The following is a 16,411-nucleotide window of genomic DNA, read 5'->3' on the forward strand; positions in this document are numbered from 1 at the left end:
CGCCTGGTGGTAAGCCCCCTCCACCACGCTTCGCGCGGTCCCCCTCCCCGTGCCGGGGAGGATCTGCGTGTGCCCCTAGCTGCCAGCCGCCGAGCGCCTATATTGGGGGCGTAATCCTTTCGGAGCACGCCCATGTCCAAGTTCGCTTTCCGCACCGTTTCCAGCCGCGCTTTGGCGGGCGCCGCCGCGCTGGGCTTGGCCGCGGCGATCGTCGGTGGCGGGTCGGCGCTTTCGGCGGAGACGGCGGTGAGCGCGCCCGCGCCTTTGCTCTCCGTACCCTCCACCGCCAAATCCGAGACTGCGGTGTTCGCGGGCGGTTGCTTCTGGGGCGTGCAGGGCGTGTTCCAGCATGTGAAGGGCGTCACCAGCGCGGTTTCGGGCTTCACCGGCGGCGCCGCCGACAACGCCCATTATGAGCGGGTCTCGGATGGCGACACCGGCCATGCCGAATCGGTGCGCGTCACCTTCGATCCGCGCCAGGTGAGCTATGCCGATCTGCTGCGCGTCTATTTCTCGGTGGTCGCCGATCCGACGCAGCTCAATGCGCAGGGCCCGGACACGGGCACGCAATATCGCAGCGCGCTGTTCCCGCAGAATGCCGCGCAGGCCAAGGTCGCCGCCGCCTATCTCGCCCAGCTCAGGCAGGCCCACCTGTGGAAGCGCCCGATCGTCACCGCGATCGAGCCCGCGCGGCCCTTTTACCCGGCCGAGGGCTATCATCAGGATTATCTGACGCTGCACCCGGATTCGGGCTACATCCGTGCCAACGATCTGCCCAAGCTGACCGCGCTGAAGAAGCTCTATCCGCAGCTGTGGCGCGATAAGCCCGTGCTGGTGCGGGGTTAAAATCCTCCCCTGCAAGGGGAGGGGGACCATGCGCAGCATGGTGGAGGGGTATCCCGCTATCGATAGGGTGACACCCCTCCGTCATCGCTGACGCGATGCCACCTCCCCTTGCAGGGGAGGATCTCCCGTTCTTAACCCCTCCCATTACCTTCCGCCTCCACGCCACGGATTTCGCGGCGGGTGAGTTTGCGCCAGTAGCCGAGATCGCCGGGTTCGCCGTTTTGATAGCCCTGGAAATTGGGCGGCGGCGGGCGATCGGTGCGCCAGCCTTCATCCCACCAGAATTCATATTCGGCGTCATCATCGCCGTCTCCGGCCCCCTCCCGAAGTTGAGGAAGTTGAGGGGTGTGGAGCGCGATCGCCGCTGCCACGAAGGCGCGCCAGTCCGCGCCCTCCTGCGTGATCAGATCGAGGAAGGCCGGGAAATCGGCGGCAACCGCGCGCGCCGCCTGGGCCGGATCATCGGCCGAGGGCGCGGGCCGTTCGGTGGCCGCAGCGCCCGCTCCGGCGCCACGCTCGGCGGGCGGTTCGGCGAGGCGATCGAGCCGGGTGAGCACCGCCATCGCCAGCCGGTTATCGAAGCGATGCCGCGTCACCTGCTCGCCATCGGCCCGCGTATAGGTATCCACCTGGCCATCGATCGCCCGGCTGGTGAGTGTGTCGGCGAGCGCATCGCGCGCCAGCAGGCAGGCCGCGCGCCAGCCGAGCGCGAACGCCTCACCCCCCGCCCGGCGGCGCAGCGCATAGGCCGAGGCGACCGAGAGGCCGACGATGCGGCACGCCGCCTCCACCGTATGCCCCTCGGCCAGGCTTTCGAGAAAGCTGCGGCGGCGCGCGCCCGTCCAGCCATCGGGGCGGGCGGCATCGCCCAGCTCGGCGGCATCGAGCGCGATGCGCAGTGGGGTCAGGTCGTTCATCGCCCGCCCCCTGCTCCGAAGCCGAGGATCGCGGCGAGCCCGGCAAGGCGATAGTCGCCCGCCCCCGCGGGAGGCGGGGCGGGGGTGCCGATGCGCCCGGCATCGACATGCACCTGCCATTCGCGCTGCGCCGCGATGGTGGCGCCGGCCTGAGGATCGCCCTCGCCGCGATCGAGCGCCGGGCGGGCCGCATCGGGCACCGGCGCGATCCGCGTGCGGGGCCGCGCATCGGCGCGCACGGGCGGGCGGGTGATGAAGGGGCGGGGCTTGGGAAATTGGGGCATCGTCCGATCCTTGAACCGTGATTCGGACGGACCAGTTATCACATAGCAGTGGCTGTGGGCCAGCGAAATGTTCGATATAATGTCCTACAATGTTCTTTTGTGGGAAAGGCGGGGAGGGGGTGAGCGGGCAGGGAATGCCGCGCCCGCCTCACCCAATCCTCCCCCGCCAGGGGGAGGTGGCAGGCGCAGCCTGACGGAGGGGGAGGACGCGGGACATAAGACAGGGCATCGCCGCCCTCCCCCTCCGAGGCTTTCGGCTCCACCTTCCCTGGCGGGGGAGGATTTAGAGTGATCCCTCTTTGTTCTTTTCCGAAACAGCCGCGCGGGTTAGCCTGCCGCGATGCGATTCCCCAAGGATCAGCTGGTGCGGATGGGCACCACGGTGCTGGCCGAGACGGCGGACGCCTGCCTGAGCGCCAGGCCCCATCGCGGGCAGGGGCTGCGGCTGGCGCTGGCGATGCTCTATGGGCTGAGCGACGGCCCGCGCGAGCCCTATGTCACCTTCTGGAAAGTGTGCGGGATCTTGGATGTGAAGGGAGAGCGGGCGCGCGCGATGCGACAAGCGCGCTATCAGGCGGCGTGGGCGGCCTATGCCGAGATACTGGCGGGCCTCACCGACCAGAACTGGCCCGGCGGCCCCGAGGATGCGACCACATTGGGGCGGCGGCGGCACGCGGCGGCGCGGGGGCCGGAGCGGCCGCAGCGATCGGGCAACGATACGCGGATGGTGGCGCCGACTAAGAGCTGTGGGTGGTTGTGAGGTCGGGCAGCGAGCAATCGTATTGCTATGTCGTTGCATTCCCGGCCCACAACGCTAGCTTCTGTCATAAGAGGTGTAGAATGGCTGATACGGAAACTGACGAACTTGAGGTGGACGATGTTTCTGAGGATGCAGAAACTCATATTGAATACGACATAGCAACGTATCCCTCGGATCTGACGCTTAGCGTCATTCACGAAATGTGGAAAAACGACGAGATAATCGTCCCTTCGTTTCAGAGAAACTTCGTTTGGAATATAAAGCAGTCGTCTAATCTTATTGAGTCATTTCTTGTCGGACTTCCTGTTCCTCAAGTTTTCTTCTATATTAGTGAGAAAAATAAGAACTTAGTAATTGACGGGCAGCAAAGAATAAAAAGTGTGATATTCTTTTTGGAAGGATATTTTGGAGAGGAAAATCTTCAAGGCCGTCGACAAGTATTTAGATTATTTGGACTTGATGAGAAGAGTCCATATTATAACAAACGATTTGTTGATCTTACTGAGTCTGATCAAAGAAAGCTAAAAAGCGCGGTTTTGCGCGCAGTCAACATTAGGCAGCTTGCTCCAAATGATCAAAGCACGAGCATGTATCATATCTTTGAACGACTTAATACAGGTGGGACGCCTCTCAAACCCCAAGAGATTCGGAACTGCGTTTTCCACGGGTCGTTGGTCGAGACTTTACATACGCTAAATGATAACACCGATTGGCGTAAGATCATCGATAAACGGATGTTGGACAAATACCAGAAAGACGTTGAGCTTATACTTCGTATATTTGCCATGGCAGAGCGTGGACAAAAATATGAAAAGCCTATGAAAGAGTTTTTGAGCAAGCAAATGGAGCTGCACCGGTCGGCGGGCGACCCTGTTACCAAAGAGTTTGTGAAGAACTTTGTTGGTGTCTGCACTATTATAACTAAGAAGCTTCCATCTCGCCCATTCCACATTCGCGGCCCATTGAACCTTGCAGCCCTAGATTCGGTTTTCGCTACTTTGATAAAATATCATGCAAAAATTCCCCATGATATTGGAGACCGGCTTGGCGCTTTGGTCAAAAATAAAAAATACCAGGAGGCGATATTTTTCAACACGAGCGATGCATCGACCGTAGAGGTTAGGCTCAACTTAGCTAAACAAATACTAATTGATTGATTGCTGATTGGCATACGATGGGCAATTTTCGATCGCGGATGACTTCATCAATCATTTGGATGGAGTAATGATAGGAATCGCAGATCCATTTCTCCAGAGCAGATATTTGGGATTTGTGGTCCTATCCGCCGTTACTGTTTTTGAGCTAGCTATTAAAGACGTATTTATTGAATTTGCGGAAAAGAAACACGTAGTTCTAGGAAATGTGATACGATCAAAATTTGAGCAAATAAACGGGCGTATTAGGATTAGTAGTCTACAGAACGAGTTCATCAAACCGTTTGGCGCGAAGTATCTTGAGAGGTTTAACAAAAATCTGGAAAATGCCGAAGTCGAAAGTCTTAGATCTCGCAATGGTAGTATAAAGTCATCTTACGGTAATATAATACAATGGCGACACGACTTTGTTCACCAAGCAAGGGCGCCGCAAACAACTAACTACGTGGAAGTAAAGGCGGCATATCATCGAGCTAAAGGCGTTATTCATTGTCTGGATAAAACGATGAAACGCTGAAACTCACTCCGCCGCCACAGCCTCGCGCTTCGCTTCTAGCAGCGGCTTGAGATACCGCCCCGTATGGCTCCTTCACCACCCTCGGGCACGCCCGCGACGATCTCGCCGCCTCCTTCGACAGGCTCAGGACAGGCGTGTCGCCGCCGTCACCAATGGCCGCCTGCCTCTTCAATCGCCCTGAGCAACGCGCGTTTGCTGGCGGTGCGCGCCTTGCCGGCATTGCGTGGCGTTTCGACAGGGGCGAGCGTCGCGCGGCGGCGCGCGAGGCTGGCGCCCAGTTCGGCCATGTCGATCACGGCCTCCTCGCTTTCAGCGGATGTCTTGGACACCGTAATCTCCGTCGCTTTCCTCGCGCATGCGCCGCTCCAGATACGCCAGATCGGCGCGGGCGTGAAGGATGGCACGTTACCGCACCTCAATCAGCGCATCGCCCGCTGCCAAAAGCGCCAGCACCCTCGGCCAGCGGGCATCGAGCCAAACTCTCAGCGCGCGATTGGTGATGTTGCCGCAGCGGACCCAGACGAGCTGATAGGCGATCGGCGGGAAGCGCAGGCGAAAGTCATCGTCCTTGGTGACCAGCACTCAGCCGCCTTTCGCGGCATAGTCGGCGATCACCCCGTCCGGGGTCTGGCCGCCAAGTGCTGCACTGACATGCTCCGCCCCGTACCCCTTATCCGCGAACCAATCGCACAGCGCCGGCGGCAGCTGCGCGTCGATCAGGAAGCGCATCAGGCCGCTTGCACGACCGTATGGTCAACGGCCCGCGCGCCATAGGCGAGGCAGGCCAGAACGTCCGCTTGCGTCAGATAGGGAAAGTCGGCCAGCAATTCGTCAACCGTGGCGGAGGCCGCCAGCGCGTCGAGCACATCGACGACGCGCATCCGCGTGCCCGCCACGATCGGGCGGCCGCCGCAGACTTCGGGATCGATGGTGATGCGGTCGCTCATGGGGGGAAAGTGCGCTTGGTGGGGGTTTTCGTCAATCGTCGGCCCAGCCATCTACGACTCCCCCTCTCCCCGGCCCTCTCCCCGCTAGCGGGGAGAGGGAGACTTTCACTCCGCCGCTACAGCCTCCCGCTTCGCTTCCAGCAGCGGCTTGAGATACCGCCCCGTATAGCTGCGCGGCTCCTTCACCACATCCTCGGGCACGCCCACCGCGACGATCTCGCCGCCCTTGTCGCCGCCTTCCGGCCCCAGATCGATGATCCAGTCGGCGGTCTTGATGACCTCCAGATTATGTTCGATCACCACCACGGTGTTGCCCTGCTCCACCAGCGCGTGGAGCACTTCCAGCAGTTTGCGCACGTCATCGAAGTGCAGGCCGGTGGTGGGTTCGTCGAGGATGTAGAGCGTGTTGCCGGTGGCGCGGCGGGACAGTTCCTTGGCGAGCTTGACGCGCTGCGCCTCGCCGCCGCTCAGCGTCGTCGCCTGCTGGCCGACCTTGACGTAGCCGAGGCCGACCTCGGCCAGCATCGCCATCTTGTCCCGAATGCCGGGCACCGCCTTGAAGAATTCCACCGCATCCTCCACCGTCATGTCCAGCACGTCGGCGATCGATTTGTCGCGGAACTTCACCTCCAGCGTCTCACGATTGTAGCGCTGCCCGTGGCAGACATCGCACGTCACATAGACATCGGGCAGGAAGTGCATCTCGATCTTGAGCAGGCCATCGCCCGTGCACGCCTCACACCGCCCGCCCTTGACGTTGAAGCTGAAGCGGCCGGGCTTGTAGCCGCGCGCTTGGGCTTCGGGCAGCCCCGCGAACCAATCGCGGATCTGGGTGAAGGCGCCGGTGTAGGTGGCGGGGTTGCTGCGCGGGGTGCGGCCGATCGGCGATTGATCGATATCGATCACCTTATCGAGATATTGCAGCCCCTCGATCTTCTCATGATGCCCGGCCAGGATGCGTGCGCCGTTGAGCTGGCGGCTGGCGGAGGCGAAGAGCGTATCGATCGTGAAGGTCGATTTGCCGGAGCCCGAGACGCCGGTGATGCAGGTGAAGGTGCCAAGGGGCACGCTGGCGGTGACATCCTTGAGATTGTTGGCGCGCGCGCCGCGCACGGTGAGCTTCTTGCCGTTGCCCTTGCGGCGCTTCTTGGGGAGGGGGACCATGCGGCGGCCGGTGAGATAATCGGCGGTGAGGCTGCCCTCGCAGGCCAGCACCTCCTCCAGGCTGCCCGCCGCGATCACCTGCCCGCCGTGGACGCCCGCGCCCGGCCCCATATCGATGACATAATCGGCGGTGCGGATCGCATCCTCGTCATGCTCGACCACGATCACCGTGTTGCCGAGATCGCGCAGCCGCTTGAGCGTGACGATCAGGCGATCGTTATCGCGCTGGTGGAGGCCGATCGAGGGCTCGTCCAGCACATAGAGCACGCCCGAGAGGCCGCTGCCGATCTGGCTGGCGAGGCGGATGCGCTGGCTCTCGCCGCCGCTCAGCGTGCCGCTGGTGCGATCGAGATTGAGGTAATCGAGCCCGACATTATCGAGGAAGCCCAGCCGCTCGATAATCTCCTTGAGGATGGCCTTGGCGATCTCGTTCTGCTGCGCGTTGAGATGCGCGGGCATCGCGCGAAAGAAGGCGAGCGCGGGGCCGACCGCGCGGCGTGTTGACATCGAGATATCCTCGCCCGCGATCTTCACCGCCAGCGCCTCGGGCTTCAGCCGCGCGCCGTGGCAGACCTCGCACGGGCGGGTGCCCTGATATTTGGCGAGCTCCTCGCGCATCCAGGCGCTTTCGGTGGCGAGCATCCGCCGCTTGAGATTGCCGATCACGCCCTCGAACGCCTTGGTGACGGTATAGCTCTTGCGGCCATCGACGAAGGTGAGCGGGATCGCCTTGCCCCTGGTGCCGTGGAGCACGACGGTGCGCTGCTCCTCGGTCAGTTCGTTCCAGGGGGTCTTGAGATCGAAGTCATAGGCCTTCGCCAGGCTGCCCAGCACCTGCATGTAATAGGGGCTCGGCGGGTTGCTCTTCGCCCAGGGCACCACCGCGCCCTGCTTGATCGACAGCGCCTCATTGGGGACGACCAGCTCGGGATTGAAATACAATTTCTCGCCAAGCCCGTCGCAGGCCGGGCAGGCGCCTTGCGGGGCGTTGAAGCTGAACAGCCGCGGCTCGATCTCGGCGATGGTGAAGCCGGAGACGGGGCAGGCGAACTTTTCGGAGAAGGTGAGGCGATCGGCGATGCCCTCAGGGAGGGTGAGGCCTTTCATCGAACCGCCCGATGCGTTCTTGGCCCGTCCCTCGACTTCGCTCGGGACTAACGGTTTTTCACTGGCACTCTCTTCCCCGTTCGTGCCGAGCGAAGTCGAGGCACCTGCCGCCTCCCCCACGACATCCACATAAGCCAGCCCCTCGGCCAGCTTCAGCGCGGTCTCGAAGCTCTGCGCCAGCCGCGTTTCGATGCCCTCGCGGATCGCCAGACGATCCACCACGATATCGATGTCATGCTTATATTTCTTGTCGAGCGCGGGGGCCTCCTCGATCTCGTACAAGGTGCCGTCGATCCGCACGCGCGTGAAGCCCGCGCGCTGCCATTCGGCCAGCTCCTTGCGATACTCGCCCTTGCGCCCGCGCACGACCGGCGCGATCAGATAGCAGCGCGTACCCTCCGGCAGCTGCATCACCCGATCGACCATCTGGCTGACCGTCTGCGAAGAGATCGGCAGGCCGGTGGCGGGCGAATAGGGCACGCCGACCCGCGCCCACAGCAGGCGCATATAATCATAGATTTCGGTGACGGTGGCGACGGTGGAGCGCGGGTTGCGGCTGGTCGTCTTCTGCTCGATCGAAATGGCGGGGGAGAGGCCCTCGATATGATCGACATCGGGCTTCTGCATCAGCTCCAGGAACTGGCGCGCATAAGCGGAAAGGCTCTCGACATAGCGCCGCTGCCCCTCGGCATAGATGGTATCGAAGGCGAGGCTGGATTTGCCCGAACCGGAAAGCCCGGTGATCACCGTCAGCGTCTCACGCGGAATATCCACGTCCACGCCCTTGAGATTATGCTCGCGCGCGCCGCGCACGGTGAGGTGAGTCAGTGCCATGGGGCGATTTTGTTCCAGATCTGTTCGGGTGGCAAGCGTGTGTTGCGCTTGGTGTAAGGTAGATGGGAACGCGGGCGCGGATTTGAAGATGCTGGCGGCAATCGACGCGTCTGGACGCGCGTAAGGATTTTTCCTTACCTTTTGTTTATGAATAACGAGATTTCTTCCGAAGTCGACGGCGGTGGCTCTGTCCTGTGTTATCCCGCCGCCACGGACCCCTTTGACGCTCCGTTCGCTATGTTCAGTGAATGGGCTGGCGAAGCCGATCGCGCTTATGACGCCCTGGATCTAACGGGCACCCTCCTGGAGTAGCGAACTACTCCGCGGCCTCTACCCAATTCGCGTCTACGGTGCGGCGCGAGTTATGCGCGTACGTATCCCAGCCAATCTCATAATCGTCAGCCTGATTGCCCCACGCTGTCCAACCTTTACGAGCGCCACGTGCGAACATCTCTAATCGCGGGCCGGGGCTACAGGCTTCGACGATGTCGTAAAACTCGTCAGGCTTACGGCTATGCTCCCGCTTCCGGGTGCCGAGCAGGTTCACCTGACTCCGTCCCGGCTGCAACGTGCGGGCATTCTTGCCGCGCACACCGAACAGCACTAGCTCTGTGACGTTGCGGAAATAGAAGCCGACACCCCGCCCGTCCGATCCGCCATCCTTCCGAATCTTGTGCCAGACTATGTTCGACTTATATTCGAAGCCCCACGCCTTCATCACCGCCAAGCCATCTGGCAACAGCGCATTCGGCACCCAAAGATAAAGATGCGCCGGATCAGCCGCGACACCCTCCACCGGCAGCGCGCAAATCTCGTCCAAATCCATTGTACCGTAGCGAGACAGACGGTGATGCTCGGGTGCCATCTTCCCGGTACGGTTTTGAAATCGCCAAGGCGGGTCGGCGAGAATAGTCTTAAACTTCTTTCCTCGGGTCGCCTTCTCGAAATCGAGTTTGGCGTCGATTGTCATGCCGGCTGCTCCCAATCTTCGACGCATTCGGGCCGAATACCGATGGCGAGAACGGGACAGCTCCCATTACGTCCAGCATTCAAGCGATAAATCAACTTGCCCATCCACGTGGTGGACGCGCCATACTTTGCGGCGACTTTCTTCCCCAACGATGCAAAAACAGGGTTGAGGCTTGCGCTGCGCGTCAGCAAAACGCCCACGTCGATAACGCCACATTGGCTGAAAGCGCTGAAAGCATATAGGTCTCTGTCGAACGTCTGATCCTTAGAGTTCCACTCCAAGTCGAAAGCCACTGCGCCTTTGATGTAATCAACCTTATGACCATCCAAAAAGCGGGCCTTGGTTCGCTGCTCTTCTCGCTTAACGTTCTTCGGCTTGCCGTTTCTTTTAAGTTGCTGCTCTTTCCAGAGCAGCGAAATCAGCAGGTCAGCGCGAATGGTGGTTTCATTCCAACCCCGAGGACGCAACTCCGCTGAGATGAGTTTTGGAATTTCCGATTCATTTCCACCAGCCTTGAGGATGGTAGCGGTGCTGATTTTGAAGGCACGAAGCGCGTTCATCAACTCTTCGAACTGCTCTGGATACGCCTGTCTTAAGATCAACGCAGCATTGCGATAGCTATATACCTCGTAGCGAGCGAGTATGTCTTCCGGAATATAGGCCGCAACAACCGAAGGCGGATCGCCGCTTTGATCGGGCTTGCTTGCTACGTCATCGCCGACGTCTCCACCCGCTGGGAATACTGCCTCTTCTTCAGCCATACGCAACTCATGCCACAGAACAAAACCGGGTCAAGGTTAGTCGTACGAACGGGCGAAGATAATCTGGGCGTTAGGGCTTATCCCCGCTTGCCACACCCGCACCGCCTCTACCGGATGCACCAGCATCAGCACATTCAGCGTAAGATTATCCCGGATCGCCCATAGCGCGGCCAGCTCCAGCACCACGCCCAGCACCACGCTCGCCCGCCAAGGCAGCGCGCGGGCGATCAGGAAGCCGCAGACCATAAAGCCGATGTCGCCGAGCGAGTTTAGGATGCTGTCACCGGAGTAGCCGATGGCGATGGTCGTAGCGCGGTAGCGCGCGATGACGGCGGGGGAGTTTTCGATTAGTTCCCAGGCGGCTTCCATGCCCACTGCTAGCATCAGGCGAACACCAGCCGGCCAGCGCAGGAGCAGCCAGCACAGCGCGGCATAGAACAAAAGGCCATGGATGATGTGGCTCGCGCTGTACCAGTCGGCGAGCATCTGGCTCGTCTCGGGGCCATCGGCGGTGCCTGCCCAAAGCCTCACCACGCCACAGCGGCAGATCGGCGGGCGTCCCTCGGCCCATTCGATCAGGCCGGTCGCGGCGATCAGCAGTGCGACGGCGGCGGCGTGGCGTCGGCTTATGAGCGATGATGCAGGGTGGGGCATACCGTGATCCTGCCCCGTCAGGCGCTTGCGGGAAAGACCGGATCAGTCATACCTAACTGCCTCTCCCTCAAAACCCCAGCGCGCGCCGCTCCGCGCCCGCGCAATCCAAATCACCCGCCGGCGGGTGATTTCGCCCCGTCACCGCGCGTTTGACCGCCGTGAGCAGCGTGCTGACCGGGCGGTCCTTCTGCGGGGTGAGGAGGGTGGGGGTGCGGATTGTGCCGTGGGCGTAGATTGCGCCGGGGAGGCGCAGCGCGGCCTTGCCCTTGGGCGCTCCGGTCAGGGTGAGGTCCAGCGCTTCGGTCGGGAAGGTGATCGTGCCGCGGCCGCTGAGCTGGCTGGCGGCGGTATCGATCAGCAGCGGGTTGGCGGTGCCGTGGCCGCCGTGCATGTCCAGGCGGAGGACCGCGCAGCGCAGCGCCGTCCGCCCTTGCTTGCCGCCGATCGCCCCGCCGAGATCGAAGCCGAGCATCGCGGCGGTCTTGGCGGGCAGCGATCCCGATCGCGCGGCCATGCCGATCGCGCCGTTGGCGTGGCCCACCGCATCGCGCACCGTATCGCCGCGGCCCTTAAGCCGCATCCGGCCGATCACCGGCGCCTCGACGCCCGCGCTATTGCCGCCGGTCAGCGTCGAGAAGCTGGCGTTGGCGAGATCGAGCGCCAGGGTGACGAGCGGCTGCGGCGCATCATCGCGCTGATCGATGATCGCTGTGCCGGTGATCACGCCCTGGCTGAGGCCGATGCGGAGCGGCGCGATCGTCAGCAGGCGATGGTCCATCGTCAGCGCGCCGCTGGCGCTGTTGATGGGGGAGGGGCTGCGGCGGCTGACCACATGATCCGCCGTCACGCGGAGGACGCCATCGGTGTTGCGGATCTTGCGGATATTGATCCGCGTATTCGGCACCAGCCTTGGCCCCAGCGCGCGGGCCAGCGCGGCGCCCTTGGCCAGCGCGGCATCGTTCGAGAGATCGTCGAAATCGAGCTGCGTCGAGCGGATCGTGCCATCGACCTTGCTCCGCCCTTCCAGCTTGCGGATTTCGATCTGGCCGGAGAAGGGGCTTCGGCCGACGGTGCCGCGGAGCGCGTGAAGCGTCCAGCGATCAGGCGTCCGCGTGACATCCGCCTGCAGCGTGATCGGCTGGGTGGAGAACAGACCGGCCTCGATCACGCGATCGATGCGATCGAGATCGTCGGCACGTGCGCGGGCGGCGAAGTGCATGTGGGTGGTATCGAGCGGGGCGGCCATGATGCCCCTCGCCTGCATGGTGAGCGCGGTGCCCTGGATCGCGCCTTCGAACGGCCAGGGGCGATCCGCCGCCATCGGCCCGCCGCGCGCGCGCAGCCGTACCGCCGTGCCGTTGATCGTGCCGCTGCCCGAGAGGAACAGCCCGGCGGCGGGATCGATGCGGATATTCACGGCGAGGGTGCGGTTGCGCTTGGCATCGCGGTAGCGGAGCACGGCATCCTCGATCGAGACGGCGCCGAGGCTGCCGCCGCTGGAGGCGGTTTTGCGCTCGCTCTCCTTGCGCCAATTCTCGCGCCCATCGGCGGCGCGGACGAGATCGAGGCGGACGCCGCGCGCGGAGAGCAGATCGCTCCTGAGGTGCCCGCCGAGCAGGGAGAAGAGGTGGACGCGCAGCCGCAGCTCGGCGATCGTCGCCATGTCGCCGGGGCCGGCCCAGGCGGGCTGCGCGATGCGGATGCCGGTGGCGCGGATGACGGGATTGAAGGACGGGCCGTTCTCGCGCGCCAGCGTGGCGATCGTCGCCGGGCCACCGAATTGCGTGCCGAGCTGTGCCTCGGCCCGGCCCTTGAGCCAGGTGGCGGGGAAGCTCGCGGCGAGCAATAGCACCAGCGCCAGCCCGAGGCCCGCGAGGAGGATGATCTTCGCGGTGCGCGATTTGGGCAGGGGCATTGCGTGGGGGGACGGTCCGCTGCGGCAAAGGTTCCGCAAATGGCCGAAATGGCATGGGAAGTCGGGGATTTAAGGCATTCTCCCCTCCCTGCAAGGGAGGGGTTGGGGGTGGGTGCGCGCGTCTGCGCGCCCAGAAGACTCGCGGTCCCTCCGCAACCGAAAGCATCGTCGGGGCATCGAGCCCCGAAGATGCTCACCCACCCCTTGCCCCTCCCTTGACAGGGAGGGGGCGGGTTTTGCCTTGGGGCCGGCGTTGCGCTCGGCCCGCCTGCTCCGGAGAACGTTGGGAGCCTCTTGTCAGTCTTCCACAAACATCGGAAGCCTTGGCGCATGACCAAAGCTCCACGCCTTCCGCTCCGCTCGCTCACTCTCGCCCTGGCGCTCGCCTCCGCCGCGCAGGCCGCCCCCGATGCGCCTTCGCCGATCCTCACCACGCCCGAGGCAAGGGACGAGCTGACCTACGCCCGGCCGGAGATCGCGCGCGTTACGCATGTCGATCTCGATCTCACCGCCGATTTCGCCACCCACGTCATGCGCGGCACCGCGACGCTGGATATCCTCGCGCGGCCGGGCGCGACCGAGATCATCCTCGACGATAACAAGCTGGCGATCAGCAGCGTCACCGATGCCGCGGGCAAGCCGCTGAAATGGTCGGTCGGCGCCTATGCCGATTACAAGGGCACGCCGCTGACGATCGCGATCGGGGCGGCGCGGCGGATCGTCATCACTTATGCCTCCGATCCGGGCGCCAGCGCGCTCGGCTGGCTGGCGCCGCCGCTCACCGCGGGCAAGGTGAAGCCCTATCTGTTCAGCCAGGGCGAAAGCATCAACAACCGCAGCTGGATCCCGACGCAGGACAGCCCCGGCATCCGCCAGAGCTGGTCGGCGAAGATCACCGTGCCCGCCGATCTCGTCGCGGTGATGAGCGCCGAGCGGCTGACGCCGAAGGGCGAGGCCGCCGCGCCCGGCTGGCACAGCTACCGCTTCCGCATGGATCATAACGTGCCGCCCTATCTGATCGCGCTGGCGGTGGGCGATATCGCCTTCCGGGCGATAGATGCGCGCACTGGCGTCTATACCGAGCCTTCGGTGCTGGCGAAGGACGCCTCCGAATTGTCCGACACCGGCAGGATGGTGACGACCGCCGAGGGGCTTTACGGCAAATATCGCTGGGGCCGCTATGACGTGCTGGTGCTCCCGCCCTCCTTCCCGTTCGGCGGGATGGAGAACCCGACTTTGACCTTCGCGACGCCGACGATCATCACCGGCGACAAGAGCAATGTCGATGTCATCGCGCACGAGCTGGCGCACAGCTGGTCGGGCAATCTCGTTACCAACGCCACCTGGTCGGACAGCTGGCTCAACGAGGGCTTCACCACCTATTTCGAGAACCGCATCGACGAGGCGCTCTACGGCAAGGAGCGCGCGGCGACGCTGGCCGATCTATTGTGGGACAATCTCCAGCGCGATCTCAAGGGCGCACCCGATGCGGACGCGACGCGGCTGCACGGCAAGCCCGAGGGCACCTATGGCGAGCTGGATTATACCAAGGGCTCCACCTTCCTGCGCACCATTGAATATACGGTCGGGCGGGCGCGGTGGGATGCCTATCTCGGCGATTATTTCGATCGCCACGCCTTCCAGCCGCAGACCACGGCGGGCTTCCTCGCCGATCTGCGCGCGCATCTGATCAAGGGCGATGCCGCGCTGGAGGCCAAGCTGCAGCTCGATACCTGGGCCTATGCGCCGGGGCTGCCGAGCAATGCTGTGCACGTCCATTCGGAAACGCTGGCCAAGATCGATGCGCTGCTGGCGCGGGTCAACGCAGGCGCGCCGATCGCCAGCGTCGATGCGGCGCACTGGTCGACGCAGGAGTGGCTGCGCTTCCTCAACGGCCTGCCCCGCCAGCAGACGGCGGCGCGGCTGGCCGAGCTCGATCGCACGTTGCACCTTTCGAGCTCGACCAACGCCTATATCCGCTCGGCCTGGCTCGTGCTGGCGATCGCCAACCGCTACGATCCGGCGGTCCCCGCTATCGCCGATTTCCTGCCGAGCGTCGGGCGCGGGCTGCTGATCTATCCGGTCTATCGCGCGCTCAAGCAGCAGGGCGATTGGGGGATGGCGATCGCGCGGCGGGATTATGCGGTGGCGCGTGGTGGGTATCACCCGACCGTGGTGAGCGCGCTGGATAAGATGCTGGGGTGGAAGGGCTAATCACACCTCCCTGCTTGCAGGGAGGGGGCGGGGGTGCGTGCGCGCGTCTGCGCGCCTGGAAGACTTCGTGCGTGATAGCCTCTGAAGGGGCATCGAGCCCCTTCAGAGGCTGACCCACCCCTTGCCCCTCCCTTGAAAGGGAGGGGTTAAGATTTGGCGCGGCTTTGCATCAGCGGCTGGATGCGGGTGCCGAAGGCCTCGACGCCCTCCTCGAAATCGTCAAAGGTCAGCAGTACGCCGCCGGTGCCGGGCACCGCTGCGATTTCGTCGAGCATCCGCGCCACGCTCGCGTAGCTGCCGACCAAAGTCCCCATGTTGATGTTGACCGCGCCTTCGGGGGCGGCGAGCTGGCGGACGTTGGTGTCTTTGTTGACCGTGTCCTTGGCGCCCTGTTCTTTCAGCCAGCTGATCGCTGCGAGATCGACGCCATCGTTGTAGCTTTGCCATTTGGCCTGGGCCTGCTCATCCGTCTCGTCGGCGATCACCATCATCAGCACGAAGGTGGAGACGTCGCGGCCGGTTTCGGCGGTGAATGTGGCGAGGCGATCGTTGTTTGAGGCGAAGGCGGTGGGCGTGTTGACGCCCTTGCCGAGGCAGAAGGCATAATCCGCCCATTTCGCCGAGAAGGCGAGGCCATCGTCGGACGAGCCCGCGCAGATGATCTTCATCGCGCCCTCCGGCACCGGCCGAACGAGGCAATCGTCCATCCGGTAATAATCGCCCTTGAAATCGCTGCGGCCCGTCTCCCACAGCTCGCGCAGGATGCGGGCATATTCGTTGAGCATCTTGTAGCGGTTGCGGAAATGATCGTCGCCGGGCCACACGCCCATCTGGGTATATTCGGGCGGCTGCCAGCCGGTGACGAGGTTGAGCCCGAAGCGGCCGTGGCTGATCGAATCGATCGTGTTGCACATCCGTGCCGCGAACGCCGGATTGATTACCAAAGTCGGCACGGTGGCGTAAATCTTGATCGTCTCGGTCACCGCCGCCAGCCCCGCCATCAGCGTGAAGCTTTCGAGGCCATATTCCCAAAATTCGGTCTCACCGCCGAAGCCGCGCAGCTTGATCATCGAGAGCAGGAAATCGAAACCGTGCCGCTCCGCCGCCTGCGCGATCCGTTTGTTGAGATCGAATGATGGTTTGTATTGCGGCGCATTCTTGGAGATGAGCCAGCCATTGTTGTTGATCGGCAGGAAAACCCCGATTTCCATAACGTCATCCCTTCATGGCCGGCCTGCCAAGGCGTGGCCCGTAATCGGTGACGTTCGCCGGATGGCGGCGCCGATGCAAGGCCTGTGATTTGACAAGGCCGGGGTGCGGGTGATCAGAAGAAGCAAGCATCAAGCGGCGGGAGTCATGCCATTTCC

17 protein-coding genes are annotated in these 16,411 nt (G+C 63.1%); 5 read left to right on the plus strand and 12 right to left on the minus strand.

The genetic code is table 11. The annotated features are described in order from the left end of the window. Window positions 1-132: 132 nt before the first annotated feature. Window positions 133-846, plus strand: coding sequence for a peptide-methionine (S)-S-oxide reductase MsrA (gene msrA / locus FHS31_RS13090; RefSeq protein ID WP_167074231.1), 714 nt, complete (start codon window positions 133-135; stop codon window positions 844-846). Between the two features lie 131 nt (window positions 847-977). On the opposite strand, the gene FHS31_RS13095 is transcribed toward msrA, so the two are convergent. Next, entirely contained in the window at window positions 978-1,763 is a 786-nt protein-coding gene (locus FHS31_RS13095) for a hypothetical protein (RefSeq protein ID WP_167074233.1), read from the minus strand. Then, a complete protein-coding gene (locus FHS31_RS13100) occupies window positions 1,760-2,047 on the minus strand; it encodes a hypothetical protein (protein ID WP_167074235.1) in 288 nt (95 codons plus the stop codon). The genes FHS31_RS13095 and FHS31_RS13100 overlap by 4 nt, the downstream gene beginning before the upstream one ends. 340 nt (window positions 2,048-2,387) lie before the next feature. Between FHS31_RS13100 and FHS31_RS13105 the strand changes: the two genes are divergently transcribed. The 3 genes from FHS31_RS13105 (at window position 2,388) to FHS31_RS13115 (ending at window position 4,478) form a co-directional block, all read left to right on the plus strand. Then, window positions 2,388-2,807: a hypothetical protein gene (locus tag FHS31_RS13105; protein WP_167074237.1), complete on the plus strand. Its 420-nt coding sequence runs from the start codon at window positions 2,388-2,390 to the stop codon at window positions 2,805-2,807. 80 nt (window positions 2,808-2,887) lie between these two features. Next, window positions 2,888-3,964, plus strand: coding sequence for a DUF262 domain-containing protein (locus FHS31_RS13110; protein ID WP_167074239.1), 1,077 nt, complete (start codon window positions 2,888-2,890; stop codon window positions 3,962-3,964). Window positions 3,965-3,971: 7 nt separating this feature from the next. Continuing rightward, window positions 3,972-4,478 (plus strand): HEPN domain-containing protein, encoded by a 507-nt coding sequence (locus tag FHS31_RS13115; protein WP_425057236.1) that lies wholly within the window; start codon window positions 3,972-3,974, stop codon window positions 4,476-4,478. A 146-nt stretch (window positions 4,479-4,624) separates the two neighbouring features. Here FHS31_RS13115 and FHS31_RS13120 read toward each other — a convergent pair whose 3' ends face one another. The 9 genes from FHS31_RS13120 to FHS31_RS13155 all read right to left on the minus strand — a co-directional run bounded on the left by FHS31_RS13120 (window position 4,625) and on the right by FHS31_RS13155 (window position 12,830). Beyond that, window positions 4,625-4,807: a hypothetical protein gene (locus FHS31_RS13120; protein WP_167074061.1), complete on the minus strand. Its 183-nt coding sequence runs from the start codon at window positions 4,805-4,807 to the stop codon at window positions 4,625-4,627. A 76-nt stretch (window positions 4,808-4,883) separates the two neighbouring features. After that, window positions 4,884-5,060, minus strand: coding sequence for a hypothetical protein (locus FHS31_RS16480; RefSeq protein ID WP_243843459.1), 177 nt, complete (start codon window positions 5,058-5,060; stop codon window positions 4,884-4,886). Further along, complete coding sequence (locus FHS31_RS16485) at window positions 5,061-5,207, minus strand: DUF5615 family PIN-like protein (RefSeq protein ID WP_243843460.1); 147 nt, start codon at window positions 5,205-5,207, stop codon at window positions 5,061-5,063. It abuts the gene before it with no gap. Next, window positions 5,207-5,425: a DUF433 domain-containing protein gene (locus tag FHS31_RS13130; protein ID WP_167074243.1), complete on the minus strand. Its 219-nt coding sequence runs from the start codon at window positions 5,423-5,425 to the stop codon at window positions 5,207-5,209. The genes FHS31_RS16485 and FHS31_RS13130 overlap by 1 nt, the downstream gene beginning before the upstream one ends. Window positions 5,426-5,530: 105 nt before the next feature. Then, entirely contained in the window at window positions 5,531-8,530 is a 3,000-nt protein-coding gene (gene uvrA, locus FHS31_RS13135; protein ID WP_167074245.1) for an excinuclease ABC subunit UvrA, read from the minus strand. A gap of 316 nt (window positions 8,531-8,846) precedes the next feature. After that, window positions 8,847-9,500, minus strand: coding sequence for an MT-A70 family methyltransferase (locus FHS31_RS13140; protein WP_167074247.1), 654 nt, complete (start codon window positions 9,498-9,500; stop codon window positions 8,847-8,849). Then, on the minus strand, window positions 9,497-10,261 hold the full coding sequence (locus FHS31_RS13145) for a BglII/BstYI family type II restriction endonuclease (protein WP_167074249.1): 765 nt from the start codon (window positions 10,259-10,261) through the stop codon (window positions 9,497-9,499). Before FHS31_RS13145 ends, FHS31_RS13140 begins: the two co-directional genes overlap by 4 nt. A 36-nt stretch (window positions 10,262-10,297) precedes the next feature. Beyond that, on the minus strand, window positions 10,298-10,915 hold the full coding sequence (locus tag FHS31_RS13150; protein WP_167074251.1) for a DUF2585 domain-containing protein: 618 nt from the start codon (window positions 10,913-10,915) through the stop codon (window positions 10,298-10,300). Between the two features lie 67 nt (window positions 10,916-10,982). Next, window positions 10,983-12,830 carry an AsmA family protein gene (locus FHS31_RS13155; RefSeq protein WP_167074253.1) on the minus strand — a complete coding sequence of 616 codons (1,848 nt, stop codon included), beginning with the start codon at window positions 12,828-12,830 and terminating at the stop codon, window positions 10,983-10,985. Between the two features lie 330 nt (window positions 12,831-13,160). On the opposite strand from FHS31_RS13155, the gene FHS31_RS13160 reads away from it, so the two are divergent. After that, complete coding sequence (locus tag FHS31_RS13160) at window positions 13,161-15,044, plus strand: M1 family metallopeptidase (protein ID WP_167074255.1); 1,884 nt, start codon at window positions 13,161-13,163, stop codon at window positions 15,042-15,044. A gap of 146 nt (window positions 15,045-15,190) precedes the next feature. Here FHS31_RS13160 and rutA read toward each other — a convergent pair whose 3' ends face one another. Continuing rightward, on the minus strand, window positions 15,191-16,255 hold the full coding sequence (gene rutA / locus FHS31_RS13165; protein WP_167074258.1) for a pyrimidine utilization protein A: 1,065 nt from the start codon (window positions 16,253-16,255) through the stop codon (window positions 15,191-15,193). Between the last annotated feature and the right edge of the window lie 156 nt (window positions 16,256-16,411).

It is taken from the genome of Sphingomonas vulcanisoli, assembly GCF_011761305.1.
GTDB classification, from domain to species: Bacteria; Pseudomonadota; Alphaproteobacteria; order Sphingomonadales; family Sphingomonadaceae; genus Sphingomonas_I; species Sphingomonas_I vulcanisoli.